Genomic DNA, 12,163 nt, shown 5'->3' with positions numbered 1-12,163 from the left:
GATGGGAACCGAGACGGGAGGAAAGTTACCGGGGGCTGAGCCGAGGAGAGCTATGAGCAGCACCGCGCGGGTCGAGGACCGGGTGGACCGGCGGTCGTTGGTGGCCGGCACGGTCGGGAACTTCGTCGAGTGGTACGAGTTCGGCGCCTACGGGTTCTTCGCGACCGTGATCGCGGCGAACTTCTTCAGCAGCACCTCGACCAGCGACGCCGAGAGCCTGATCAAGACGTACGCCTCGTTCGCGCTGGCGTTCTTCTTCCGCCCGATCGGAGCAGCCGTCTTCGGCCGCCTGGGCGATCGGATCGGTCGCAGGCCGACCCTCATCCTGGTGCTGCTGCTGATGACCGGCTCCACCACGCTGATCGGCGTACTGCCGACGTACGCGACCGTCGGGGCCGCGGCGCCCTGGCTGCTCACGCTGGTCCGGGCACTCCAGGGTTTGTCCGCAGGTGGTGAGTTCGGCGGCGCGGTGTCGATCATGACCGAGTTCGCCCCGAAGACGAAACGCGGCCTGTACGGCGCCTGGCAGTCCTTCACGGTCGCGCTCGGGCTGCTCGCGGGTGCCGGGCTGGCCGCCGTCCTCGCGACAACCCTCAGCAAGGACGCGCTCTCCGACTGGGGTTGGCGCGTGCCGTTCCTGCTCGCGCTGCCGCTCGGCCTGGTGGCGCTGTGGCTGCGCCTGCGGTTGGCGGAGACTCCCAACTTCGATCGGGTCAAGGAAGAGCTACGAGAGCCCGCGGACAAGACCGAGGTGGCCAAGGCGATCGCGCTCGGCATCGGCCGGCTGATGGGGTGGTCGGCGGCCGGCTACACCTTCTTGGTGGTGATGCCGTCCTACCTGCAGGCGACCTTGCATGCGACGTTCCAGCAGGCGCTGGTCGCGACAGTGCTGGCGAACCTCGGCTTCGCGGTGTCGATCATGCCCGCGGGTTGGCTGAGCGATCGGATTGGCCGCCGTCCGGTAATGGTGACCGGCGCCGCGCTGGTCGTCGTACTCGCGTTCCCATTGATGAATCTCCTGCAGGACAAGGGGAGTTCGAATGCGGCGAAAGGGGCCGCGGTGTTCGGGGCCGGGCTGGTCGTCGGGCTGATGGCCGGGCCGGGGCCGGCGATGCTGGCCGAGATGTTCCCGACCCGGGCGCGCTACACCGGCCTCGGGCTGGCCTATTCGCTGTCGAATGCGGTCTTCTCCGGCAGCGCCGGCCTGATCATCACCGAGCTGATCAAGCGGACCCACAACGTCGACATCCCGGCGTACTACGTGGCGGTCACCTCCGCCATCAGCGTGCTCGCCCTGCTCACGCTGCGCGGCGACGACCATCGACGAGAGTTGCGGGACTGACGTATGCGGGTCATCGGACTGATGTCGGGTACGTCGTACGACGCGATCGACGCGGCGGCAGCAGATCTCCGGCTGGAAGGCGACACGATCGTCCTCACGCCACTGGGCCTGCTGAGCCGCCCCTACCCGGACGATCTGCGCCGGGAGCTGGCCGGATCGTTGCCGCCAGCAACCACGTCGTTGGAGCAGGTATGCCGGCTGGACACCGGCATCGGGCAGGCCTTCGCCGCCGCAGCCGGGCAGGCGGTCGAGCAACTCTGCGGCGGTCACGCCGACCTGATCGTGTCGCACGGCCAGACCGTCTTCCACTGGGTCGACGGCGACCAGGTCCGCGGCACGCTCCAACTCGGCCAGCCGGCCTGGATCGCCGAAGCCACGGGCACCACCGTCGTCTCGGACCTGCGCTCGAGAGACGTCGCGGCCGGTGGCCAGGGCGCACCGCTGGTCAGTATCGTCGACGTGCTGTGGCTGCGCGGCCGCCCCGGTGCGCCGATCGCGCTCAACCTCGGTGGGATCGCCAACATCACCGTGATTCGGGACGAGCCGATCGCGTTCGACACCGGGCCCGCCAATGCGCTCGCCGACGCCGTTGTCCAGGAACTCACCGGCGGCCGGGCGAGCTTCGACGCCGACGGCGTGATGGCCGGGCGCGGCACAGTCCACCCCGAGTTGTTCGAGCGGCTTCTGGCCGAGCCGTACTACGGCCGGCCGGCGCCCAAGAGCACCGGCAAGGAGCTGTTCCATCTCGGCTACCTGGCGCACGCGATGGACGGCCTGCCCGAGGTCGCGCCGGACGACCTGGTCGCCACCGTGACCGCGTTGACCGCGCGGACCGTCGCCGACGCGGTGCACAAGTACGGCGGGACGGAGGTGATCGCCGCCGGTGGCGGGATCCGCAACCCGGCCCTGATGCACCGGCTCGCGGAGGAGCTGGGCGACGGCGTTCCGCTGCGGAGTACGGATGAACTCGGGTTGCCATCGGTGGCCAAGGAGGCGTACGCGTTCGCAGTACTGGGGTTTCTGACGGTGAACGGGCTGGGCGCGACCGTGCCGAGTTGCACGGGCGCGCGGCACGCGAGTGTGCTCGGGTCGATCACGCCGGGTGTGGGCCCGATACCGCTGCAGTCGTCGCCCGCGGTGGCGCCGGTGAAGCTGCGATTGAACTGAACCCACCGTCATGTGACGATCCAGCGGTGATCACCGCCAAGGAAGTCCAGGTCGACGGCCGACCCGCGCTGCTGACAGTCCCCACCGACGAGCCCGTCCGAGCCGGGGTCGTCGCGCTGCACGGGTCCGGCAACTCGTCGTACCGGCAGGTGATCTTCGAGCATCTCGCGAACACGCTCGCTCCGCTCGGCGTGGCCGTCCTCAGCTTCGAGCGGGAACCCTGGCCGCGCGACGACGTCGACATCCCGTACGACGTCCAAGCGGCGGGCGCGGTCGCGGCGTACGAGGTGCTGAAGTCGTACTACGACGTGCCGACCGGCTTCTGGGGAGTGAGTCAGGGGACGTGGATCGCGGCACTAGCGGCCCAGCGGCTGCCGGAGACCGCGTTCATGCTGCTGCTCGGATGCTCCGGGGTCAGCCCGGCCGAGCAGATGCGGCACGCCACGATCGAGTCCGTCCGGCGGGCCGGGTACGACGAGGCCGCGGTCGCCGCTGCCGTGGAGATCCGCGACCAGGTGGCAGACCTGCTGCGCGGCAAGCTCGATCGCGCGCCGGTGGACGAGCTGCTGCGGCGGCAGGCGGACCAGCCGTGGTTCGACCTGGCCGGCATCCCGGTGGACCTGGGTGAAGAGCTGCCGCTGTGGCACGAGATCGACTTCGCCTCCGAGCCCCTCTATGCGACGGTGACGTGTCCCGTCCTGCTTATCCACGGTGAGGACGAGGCGAATCTGCCCGTCCCCGAGACGCTGGAAGTCTGGGGCCGGGCCGCGGCGGCGTCGGGCAACACGCAGATCGAGAGCGTCCGCATCCCCGGGGTCGGGCACTGGCCGGGGTCACCCGATCGCTCGCTGGAAGGGATCAGCGCCGACTACACCGAGATCCTGCGCGACTGGACCTCGAGATTCCTTACTCGTTGACCCAGGCAAGGATCTTGCGGGCCGACTCCTCCGGCGTCCCGTCGCCGGCGACCGAGCGCGGGACCAGCTTGCGGATCTCGGCGGCGTCGGCGAGCGCCTCGGCGATCTGCTCCTCGGTCCACCCGCGCGCTGCGAGTCGCTTCCGGCGTACGGCGTCGGGGCAGTCGAGGTGCAACCAGCGGCCCTCGGGCAGCTGGGCCGGGACGTCCGGCGTCAGCAACAGCATCGGCGTGCCGGACCGGCGGACCAGCTCGGTGATGCGCATCCAGAGCGCGTTGTACGCCGGCCAGTTGGCCGCCGCGGCCGAGGTCGCGATGTCGACGCCGAGCACCCGGCCGTCGGCATCGAGCAGCTCGTCCATGTCCATCACGACCAGCTGGCCCTCGCCGGCGGACGTGGTCCGGCGCAGCCGCAGCAATTCGGGCACGACGGTCGACTTGCCCGCGCCGGGCGCTCCGGTCACCACGAACAACCTCGACACGGTCCTATTTTCACCTCCAGCCGCGACTCGGGCAGCCCGACGGGAGTTGACCTTCGACTTGGTCGAAGTCGGAGGATCAGCGGCATGACAGGCGAGCTGCTGACCATCAGTACCTTCGCGCGGCGGGTCGGGCTGACGCCGAGCGCCCTGCGGTTCTACGACGACTGCGGACTGCTCCGCCCGGCCGAGGTGGACGACCAGAACGGCTACCGGTACTACTCACCGGAGCAGGAGCAGCGCGCTGTGTTGCTGCGGGATCTGCGCGAGATCGACCTGCCGCTGGCCGACGTACGCGTCGTCCTGGACGAGGCGCCTGCGCAAGGCGCAGCCGTGGTGCGGGCGCATCTGCGGACGGTCGAGAGTCGCGCGGATACGGCTCGGCGAGCGGGCGCGCGGATCCTGGCGATGCTGCCGGCGGTGCCGTACGAATGCGCGGTGACGCTGGGCGGAGCGGAGTTGGCCAGCGCGATCCGGCAGGTTTCCGCGGCCGCGGCGCCGACCGATGAGATTCCGGCGCTGGCGTGCGTGCTGGTCGAGCTCGGTGAGGACGAGGTCACGCTGGTCGCCAGCGACCGGTACCGGTTGTCGGTGCGCAAGCTGCAGTCCCTCGGGTTCCGGGGCAACGCTCGAAGCCTGCTGGTGAAGGCGAGCGAGCTGGTCGACCTTGCGCGCTGGGTGGCCGCGGCGGAGAAGGTGACGATCGAGGTGGGTCTTGGCGGTTCGGCCGTCGTGCGGGCCGGCGAAGAGTCGCGGGAGGTCGGGGTGGTCGAGGACGACTTCCCGGCGTACCAGTCGATCCTGGACGGGCTGGCGACGCCGGTCTGCCGGGTGGTGGTCGACCGGCTGCGGCTGCTCGAGTTGCTGACCGGCGAGATCGTTGCCCTGGACATCAAACCCGGCCGGTTGACGGTCGGCGAGGCCGGCGAGAACGGTGCAGCCGTCGCGCCGAGCAAGGGTGAGCTCGAGGTGGTCGGGGTCGGCGAGGTGCGGGTCGGGTTCACGGCGGCAGTGCTGGCGGCCGCGCTGAGCGTGAGCGTCGGACCCGACGTCCTGCTGGAGATCTCCGAGCCGGCCACTCCGGTCGTCGTCCGCTCAGCCGACCAGGGCACCTTCACCACCCTGGTCATGCCCGCCCGTCTCGACGCCTGACGCGCGGCTCGGACAACGTGCTCGAAGGTCAGCCCGAGGCTCGCGGTACTGCGGTATGCGGCGGGGATCGGCGGGGCGGGCGCCTGTTCGGCCACGCTGCGACTGTTCGGACTGCCGCGATTTGAGCGGATAGGGGTACCTTGAGGGGATCGGAGGGGTGGACGTTCACTGTCGAGCGCCTTGGAGTCTCCGGTCTGACGAGGCGATGTCGATGTCGATTCCGCTGTACCTACCGTCGTCCCGCCCCCTGTCGCGTTCGCGGAACCAAGCGAGCCCGGCCGATCCCGTTGCCGCCGGGCGCCTGACCGGTGTCGGCGAGCCGGTCCGCCGTACGCCGTCGGACATCACCTTGGCGGTGATCTTCGCCGAACTGACCGCCGCACGCGCCGCCAACCAGGCCGAACGCGGTACGCCGCGGCTGGGCAGTGCGGGCGGCCCCCGCGCCGACCGCCTCCTGGTCAGCCTGGAGACCTGCGTGCACGCGCTCGAGGACCGTAACCTGCCGATCCCGCCCACGCTCAGAGACGAACTTCGCCTCCGCCGCGCCCTGTACCCGACGCCCAGGCGTTAGGACGCGGCGGTCCGCCCCACGACACTGCCGCTGGGCGGACAAGCCGCTGCGTCACGGTCGCTGCGACCACCCAGACGGCGGCCAGCGTGCCGAGCGCGAACTTGTCGCCGTTCTCCTCGTCGAAGAGCAGCAGCAGGCCGAGGTTGATCGCTGCGTGGGCTGCTGTCGCGACGGCCAGGTTGGCGCCACCGGCGATCTGCAGGACCGCGCCGATCACGACCGAGATCGCCACGGCCATCACCACGAACAGACCCATGTAGACGAGCCCGTGCTCGAAGCCGCCGATGTGCCAGAACCCCCACAGCAGGCCGACGATCAGCGACGACCGTAGTACGGAGAAGCGCGTTTGCAGGTAGGGCTGCAGGTAGGCACGCCAGCCGAGCTCCTCGCCCGCGGCGCCGACCGTCATCGTCAGGACCAAGGCCCAGAAGGGGAAGTGCAGTCCGTCGCTCCACCAGCCATGGATCGGGTGCCCGGCAACGACGTGGACGCCGATCGAGGCGAGCATCGTGGCCACCACGATCGCCACGATCAGCGCCGATCTGCCCGCAACGAGCGCCGGCGGGGTGAACCGGGCCTGGACCGGGGTGGTCCGGCGGAACAGCAAGAACATCACACCGACGGCCAGGGCGGGTGCGAACTGCACCAGCTGGATCAGGTCGGGGCTGGGGCCGGTGCCGGCCTGCACAGCGTTGAGGACGCCCGAGAAGAGCATCGTGGTCAGGTAGAAGACCACCACACGCAAGAACATCGTCACTCCGGTAGATAAGGCGAGAGCAGCAGGTCCAGCTGGTCCCGCAGGAAGTCGGTGAGGGTTCCCCAGCCGTTCACGGCCCAGACCTGCAGGGCACCGTTGAAGCAGACCAGGGTCAGTCGGGCCAGGGCGAGCACGTCGACATCCGGCTTGAGTTCGCCTGCCTGCTGAGCGGCCGCCAGCAACCGGGCAGAGCTGTCGACGATCGCGGCCGAGTGGGCGAGCGCGTGGGCGCGGAACTCGGGATCGGCGACATCCAGCTGGACGAACCCGAGCCCGTTGCCGAGCTCCTCGCGATGCTTGATGTGGGCAACGCTGGACAGGGCGAAGTCGCGCAGCGTCGCCAGCGGCGAGGTGTTTCGCGCTTCGGCCTCCCGGACCGCGCGCAGCACCATCTCCGGCGAGCGCGCTGCCGAGGCCAGCAGCAGCCCGCGCTTGGACCCGAACCGCTGCATCAGGGTCGGCGGAGCGAGCCCGACGCGTGCGCCGACTGCGGCGAGCGTGAGCTTGGTGGGGCCGAGCTCGGCCAGCACCTGGCGGGTCGCGTCGAGGACGGCGTCGTCACTGATCAGACGTGGTCTGGCCACGGCGCCTCCCTCTCGCGGTTTGTGAACAGCCATTCATTAACTCGGCCGAGAGTAACAGATCTTTGTCCGATCAGTTATTCCTTCACGACGGGTGGACGGCGGGGTGCGCCTCGCTAAGGTCTGTGCCGGTCGGCCCTCCGCCACGGGCCGAACTTGTCGTACCAACGGGGAGCTCCACCATGCGTTTCGCCCGCGCCGTCCTCGGCCTGCTACTGGCCCTGGCCGGGTTGCTGATCACCATCGCCGGTGCCGTCGCCGCCTTCTGGCTGGTCGGCCCGGACGACACCGTCGACACCGGTGCGCACCGGCTGACCGGCAAAGGTCTTGCCGTGATGACCGCGCCGGACCTGCTCGACCGGCACGGTCCGACGCTGCACGTGACGGCGACATCGGCCAAGCCGGTCTTCGTCGGGATCGGCCAGGACCTCGACGTGGCCAGCTACCTCGGCAGTTCGCAGTACTCGCGGGTGGTCCGGCTGAGCCTGCCGCCGAAGTTCCAGACCCAGGAGATGACGGGTGGGCTGAGCCCGCTCACCCCGCCGGCCGAGCTGGACTGGTGGACGGTGAAGGCGAGCGGTGCGGGCAAGCAGTCGATCAGCTGGCCGATGGCCGACGGCGCGTACGACGTGGTCGCGATGAACGCCGACGGTACGCCGGGGACCGACGTCGGGCTGACTCTCGGCGTTGAGCTGGCGGGGTTGTTCGGGACCTGCCTGCTGGTCTTCGGGGCCGGGCTGGTGCTGTTGATGGTCGGGCTGATGCTGCTGTTCTTCCGACGACGCCGTCCGCCGGTGCCGCTGCCCGCCGTGGCGGTGGTCAAGCCATTGCCCGAGTTCGTGACGGCGGGCGCTTCGTCGGCGCCCTCCCCGCCGGCAACCCCTTCTTCGCCGTCGAACCACGCGCCGGCGTACCAGTCGCCGACGTACAAGGGCCCGGCTCGCCGGGTCGCCGGTACGGCGGTGTTGTTGCTCGTGGCAACTGGTTGTGTCGCGGTGCCGGTGAAGAACACCAGCGCGTCGACGAGCCGCCCGGCGGTCACTGTGGCCGACGGCCAGGCCGTCGTCGCGCGGTACAACGAGCTGAACAATCAGGCCAACCAGGCCCGCGACCCGAAGCGGTCGGAGGCGATCGAGGGCGACCCGACGCTGGCGATGACCCGGGCGGGGTACCAGATCAGCCGCAGTACCGATCCGGCCGGGAAGAACCTGATCAAGCCGTTCACGTACGTCGCACCGAAGATCGGCGCGCCCCAGTTCAGCTCGTACCCGATGCGGTTCGTGGTCGACTCCGGTGTCTCCAACGACGCGAACAGCCGCCAGCTCGGCGTCTGGCAACGCCAGAACGCCGGGACGCCGTGGGTGCTGACGCACTCGGTCTACCCGGCGTCGACGATGCCGCTGCCGTCGTTGGAGGGGCTGCGGGTCCCGACCCAGGCGGATATGGACAAGCTGTCCAGCCTGCCGCAGGCGGCCGCCGCAAATCTGGCGGTCTACCTCACCGGCGGCGCGCGATCGCCCAAGTCTGCGCTCTTCACGCCATCGCCGGGCATGGTCAACCTGCTGAACCAGCGGGTGAAGGAGCGGACCGCAGACGTGGCGCAGAGCTACATCGCGAACGCCACCGACACGTTCCGCCCGTCCGGCGATCCGGTCACCTTCATCACCTCGGCCGGCGAAGGGCTCGTCTTCCTGACCGTCACCGAGCAGTACCTGCAGCTGATCGAGCCCGGCTCCAACGCCTACTGGACCAGCGGCGAGGTGACCGCCTTCAGCAGGATGGTCAAGTACACCCAGACCCTGCACCGCGACTACCTGCATCAGATCGCCGTCGTCATCCCCCTCAAGGGCGGCGGCCGCATCCGCGTCCTGTCCATGGACGGCCAACTGGTCGGCGCGGGCGGGTCCTGATCACGGTTGGTTATCAGGGGTTGTGTGCGGTGGGTGACGGGTTGATGCTGTAGGCCGGTTGCCGGCGAGGCGGGTGGGGATCGGTCTCGCGGCATTGGGGGGAACAAGGGTGGGGTATGCGATCAGGACGTTTGCTGTGTACTGCTGCGGTGCTGTTGCTGTCCGTCGGACTGCTGACGGGATGCGAGGCGGAGGAGAAGGCCGCGGGTCAAGTGCCCGTCGCTGCTCCGGTGACGACTGTGGAGACGACGCCGTCGGTCGAGGTGACGCCGAGTGAAGTCGCGCCGACGCCGGTAGAGGCCAGTACGGCCGGTGCAGCCGACCGCGCCGCCGGTGTCTGCGGCACCGGTGACGGTGAAGCGGACGGTGATTGAGACCAAGACGATTCCGTTCAAGAAGCGGACCGCACTGGACTCGTCGGTGCCCAAGGGACAGAAGTCGATCACCAAGCGAGGCGTCAACGGCGTACGGCGGCTGACGTACGAGGTGACGCTGGTCGACGGGGTGCAGACCGCTAAGCGACTGGTCAAGCAGGTCGTGTCGACCCAGCCGGTCACACAGATCACCACTGTCGGTACCAAGGTCGACGAGCCGTCCGGCGGCGGTGGCTGCGACCCCAACTACTCCGGCTGCGTCCCGATCGCTAGTGACGTCGACTGTGCAGGCGGCAGCGGCAACGGCCCGGAGTACGTCCAGGGCCCGGTCACTGTGATCGGCTCAGACATCTACGGCCTCGACGCCGACCACGACGGCATCGGCTGCGAGTGATCACCGCTGCGACAAGAGCCAGCGCCAGCGAGCCCGTTCGGTCACCGATGGGTACTACGACCGAGGGGTGTCAGGGCTGGAGGACGGTGGACAGGGTGCGGCCGTAGGTGTGGTTGGTGTTATAGGTCAGGCGGGTGCCGGTGACGGTATGGGTGACCGTGGCGTCGCCGGAGACCTTGCGCAGCCATTGGCCGGTGAGGGTTGTGGTGATGGTGGCTCGCCTCATCGTGGGGTCGGAGACGGCGACCGTGGTGGTGCGGTCCGGGTGTCGCTGGGTCAGGACCGAAGCGGGGCCGTCGATAGTGAGACCGGGCAGCGCGTGGCGTCCTGGAGTGAAGGTGTTGGCGGCAGTGAGGTTCAAGGTCGTGTGACGGATCGCCTGCAGTCGTTTCGTGTTCGAGAGCAGCAGAAGCCTGCCGTGCGCGTAGGTGCGTAGCTGCGCCTCGGTTGTGTTGGGGACCAGGGCGTAGGCGAGCGTAGTACTGGCAGAGGTGAGGGTGAAGACCTTCTTCGTCACCGCGGTGTCCGGGTTGGTCGCACGGATCGCGCGGCGGCTGCGGGTGACGTCTGTGAGGTCTGTGGTCACATCGCTGGGGGCAAGTAAGTAGTAGCCGACAGAGGTGCCCGCGGTGACGTTGGCGTAGCGCAGCCACCTGGCGTCGCGAGTGACTACTACCTGGTCCGTCGGTGCTGCTATGCGAGCGTCCAGGGACGTCGTAACGGCTCTGGTGTCGTCGCCGATGCCTGCGGCGAGTACGACGATCTCCTCGTCGAGCATGAACCACGACTTGGTGGAGCGCGCATTGCGGTAGACCACGAAGTCGTCCGGCAGAGAGTCGCGTTCGGCGTACGCGACGTCGTCGGACTGGATCCAGCCGGCTGCCCCGTACGCACCGAGGGTCGCGCCACCGGAGTACTGATTGGTGCCGCGCGGGAAGTAGACGTAGGTGTTCTGCGCTTCGGAGGAAGCGGTGAAGACGGGGGGATTGTCGTAGTACTGCGTGCCGTAGAGCTCGGGGATCGTGCGGCGCTCTTCTACTGGTGCAGTGACGCCGGCGAGGGTGTACGGCGAGACAGTGGTGAAGTAGTCGACGCCAAAGGACTTCGTCTGGTCCTGGCCCGACAGGTAGAGGTAGTGCGCGCCGTCGCCCTGGAACCACGGCATCAGGTTCTCGCCGCTCATGTACTCGTACTTGCTGATCCGGTCCGAACTGCGCGCCAATGCGAACGCGAACCCGGGTCGCCGGTGCACCGTCCGGTCCATGGCGTTGAAGGCGACACTGCTGGCCGGCGGATTGAGATCAGCCGCCTGTACTGCGGGGTCGCTGATGATGTCGGCGAAGCGGGCCACGCTGACGGGGGAGACGAAGCTGTTCGGGTTCAGCGTCGGCCGCGCGGTGAACTTGACGTAGCCCTTGAGCAACGCGGCATCCGCGGCCGTGGCGTAACCGGACAGGTCCACGATCGCCTCCACCACGACCGCCACGTCGTCGTACCCGGTGGTGGTCCGGCTGACCGCACGGCCCTTGACGATCTCCATCATCCAGCCCTCGAAGATCAACGGCGCGAAGCCGTTCACCACCCAGCCCTGGACGACGCCGACGAGGTCGCTGCTCTGCGCGTACCCGGTGCCTTCGAGCATCTTGATCGTCTGGACGACCCGGCTGAGCAGGCCCTTGCCGTACGACCCGGTGTACGCGACCGAGTCGTGCTGAATGAACGAACCGTCCGCGTAGTACCCGTCGGTGACGCCGTGCTGCAGGTCGTACGGGTCGATGGTTGCGAAGACCGTGAACTGATCCTGCAACGCCTTCCTGATTCGGGCGTCGTCCTCGAGCAACGCGCCCTGGATCACCCGGTTGGTGGTGATGTCGGCGAGGTTCGCCCCGGTGTGGAAGCGGGAGTCGAGATTCACGTCGCCATTTGTCCCGTTGCGCAGATAGGCGTCCATCGACGCGACGTACGTCGTGATCAGGTCGCGCGGCGCGTCCAGCAGGGCGAGCGTGCGACCGACGTACGTCGAAATGCCGATCTCCCAGGTGAACCAGTTGCCGTAGTACCCCTTCGCCTGGTCGCCGTAGTAGTTCGTGTGCAGCCAGGTGAGCTTGTCGAGCAGCCGCGTGCGAATCGCGGCGTTGCCCTGCAGTTCGGACGCGGGGCCGGGGCGTCGGGTGGCGAGCGCGATCTCGTAGAGGTGCTGGTACGACGCGCTGAGGTTCGGGTCGCTGGTGCCGAGGGGGAGACCGGCGAAGAGCTCGCCCGGCTGGGCGCGATCCATCGCGCTGAGCCAGGTGCGCGCCGTCTGATCCATCGCCGCGAGCTTGGCCGCAACCTCCGGCCGCCCGTTGGACTCCGCAGTCCCGGCAAAGACCGCGACGGCATTGCCGAGCAGTTTGGCTTGGCCCGGCGACTCGTCGACACCCCCGGCGATCGCCTGTGCAGGCCGTACTGCACTCAACAGCGCAGCAGCTGGAACAAAAGACAGCAGGCGGCGACGCGTGATCTCCACTGGCACTCCCG

Annotated in this window: 12 protein-coding genes; 8 read left to right on the top strand and 4 right to left on the bottom strand. The window is 68.8% G+C overall.

Going from position 1 to position 12,163, the window contains the following annotated elements; translation table 11 throughout:
* Positions 1–52 precede the first annotated feature (52 nt).
* Genes DIZ26_RS34165 through DIZ26_RS34155 form a run of 3 tightly spaced genes read left to right on the top strand, consistent with a single transcriptional unit; the run spans position 53 to position 3,426 of the window.
* On the top strand, positions 53–1,342 hold the full coding sequence (locus DIZ26_RS34165; RefSeq protein WP_112248664.1) for an MFS transporter: 1,290 nt from the start codon (positions 53–55) through the stop codon (positions 1,340–1,342).
* A gap of 3 nt (positions 1,343–1,345) precedes the next feature.
* Positions 1,346–2,509, top strand: coding sequence for an anhydro-N-acetylmuramic acid kinase (locus tag DIZ26_RS34160; RefSeq protein WP_112248663.1), 1,164 nt, complete (start codon positions 1,346–1,348; stop codon positions 2,507–2,509).
* A 26-nt stretch (positions 2,510–2,535) separates the two neighbouring features.
* Complete coding sequence (locus tag DIZ26_RS34155; protein WP_112248662.1) at positions 2,536–3,426, top strand: alpha/beta hydrolase family protein; 891 nt, start codon at positions 2,536–2,538, stop codon at positions 3,424–3,426.
* Here the strand turns inward: DIZ26_RS34155 and DIZ26_RS34150 are convergent.
* Positions 3,416–3,907 (bottom strand): AAA family ATPase, encoded by a 492-nt coding sequence (locus DIZ26_RS34150; protein WP_232828795.1) that lies wholly within the window; start codon positions 3,905–3,907, stop codon positions 3,416–3,418. The genes DIZ26_RS34155 and DIZ26_RS34150 overlap by 11 nt on opposite strands.
* Positions 3,908–3,991: 84 nt before the next feature.
* Here DIZ26_RS34150 and DIZ26_RS34145 point away from each other — a divergent pair, with 84 nt between their 5' ends.
* Complete coding sequence (locus tag DIZ26_RS34145) at positions 3,992–5,056, top strand: DNA polymerase III subunit beta family protein (protein WP_112248661.1); 1,065 nt, start codon at positions 3,992–3,994, stop codon at positions 5,054–5,056.
* A 211-nt stretch (positions 5,057–5,267) separates the two neighbouring features.
* Positions 5,268–5,627 (top strand): hypothetical protein, encoded by a 360-nt coding sequence (locus tag DIZ26_RS34140; RefSeq protein WP_157979898.1) that lies wholly within the window; start codon positions 5,268–5,270, stop codon positions 5,625–5,627.
* On the opposite strand, the gene DIZ26_RS34135 is transcribed toward DIZ26_RS34140, so the two are convergent.
* Complete coding sequence (locus tag DIZ26_RS34135) at positions 5,575–6,378, bottom strand: CPBP family intramembrane glutamic endopeptidase (protein ID WP_112248659.1); 804 nt, start codon at positions 6,376–6,378, stop codon at positions 5,575–5,577. The genes DIZ26_RS34140 and DIZ26_RS34135 overlap by 53 nt on opposite strands.
* A 2-nt stretch (positions 6,379–6,380) precedes the next feature.
* Positions 6,381–6,968, bottom strand: coding sequence for a TetR/AcrR family transcriptional regulator (locus DIZ26_RS34130; RefSeq protein ID WP_157979897.1), 588 nt, complete (start codon positions 6,966–6,968; stop codon positions 6,381–6,383).
* A 179-nt stretch (positions 6,969–7,147) separates the two neighbouring features.
* On the opposite strand from DIZ26_RS34130, the gene DIZ26_RS34125 reads away from it, so the two are divergent.
* The 3 genes from DIZ26_RS34125 to DIZ26_RS34115 all read left to right on the top strand — a co-directional run bounded on the left by DIZ26_RS34125 (position 7,148) and on the right by DIZ26_RS34115 (position 9,643).
* Entirely contained in the window at positions 7,148–8,875 is a 1,728-nt protein-coding gene (locus DIZ26_RS34125; protein ID WP_112248657.1) for a hypothetical protein, read from the top strand.
* 116 nt (positions 8,876–8,991) lie between these two features.
* Positions 8,992–9,249 carry a hypothetical protein gene (locus DIZ26_RS34120; RefSeq protein ID WP_157979896.1) on the top strand — a complete coding sequence of 86 codons (258 nt, stop codon included), beginning with the start codon at positions 8,992–8,994 and terminating at the stop codon, positions 9,247–9,249.
* Positions 9,242–9,643, top strand: a complete 402-nt coding sequence (locus DIZ26_RS34115) for a G5 domain-containing protein (RefSeq protein ID WP_198676409.1) — start codon at positions 9,242–9,244, stop codon at positions 9,641–9,643. Before DIZ26_RS34120 ends, DIZ26_RS34115 begins: the two co-directional genes overlap by 8 nt.
* A gap of 70 nt (positions 9,644–9,713) precedes the next feature.
* Here DIZ26_RS34115 and DIZ26_RS34110 read toward each other — a convergent pair whose 3' ends face one another.
* Complete coding sequence (locus DIZ26_RS34110; RefSeq protein WP_408610299.1) at positions 9,714–12,035, bottom strand: polysaccharide lyase family 8 super-sandwich domain-containing protein; 2,322 nt, start codon at positions 12,033–12,035, stop codon at positions 9,714–9,716.
* Positions 12,036–12,163: the final 128 nt, after the last annotated feature.

Origin of the sequence: Kribbella monticola, from assembly GCF_003261635.1 — a bacterium.
In the GTDB taxonomy this organism is placed as follows: Bacteria; Actinomycetota; Actinomycetes; order Propionibacteriales; family Kribbellaceae; genus Kribbella; species Kribbella monticola.
This window is presented reverse-complemented; position numbering and strand designations above follow the sequence as displayed.

Bases quoted from the DNA above. Each gene is read 5' to 3' on its own strand.
- DIZ26_RS34135 (WP_112248659.1), bottom strand. From the start codon at position 6,378: ATGTTCTTGCGTGTGGTGGTCTTCTACCTGACCACGATGCTCTTCTCG.
- DIZ26_RS34120 (WP_157979896.1), top strand. From the start codon at position 8,992: ATGCGATCAGGACGTTTGCTGTGTACTGCTGCGGTGCTGTTGCTGTCC.
- DIZ26_RS34165 (WP_112248664.1), top strand. From the start codon at position 53: ATGAGCAGCACCGCGCGGGTCGAGGACCGGGTGGACCGGCGGTCGTTG.
- DIZ26_RS34140 (WP_157979898.1), top strand. From the start codon at position 5,268: ATGTCGATTCCGCTGTACCTACCGTCGTCCCGCCCCCTGTCGCGTTCG.
- DIZ26_RS34125 (WP_112248657.1), top strand. From the start codon at position 7,148: ATGCGTTTCGCCCGCGCCGTCCTCGGCCTGCTACTGGCCCTGGCCGGG.
- DIZ26_RS34145 (WP_112248661.1), top strand. From the start codon at position 3,992: ATGACAGGCGAGCTGCTGACCATCAGTACCTTCGCGCGGCGGGTCGGG.
- DIZ26_RS34160 (WP_112248663.1), top strand. From the start codon at position 1,346: ATGCGGGTCATCGGACTGATGTCGGGTACGTCGTACGACGCGATCGAC.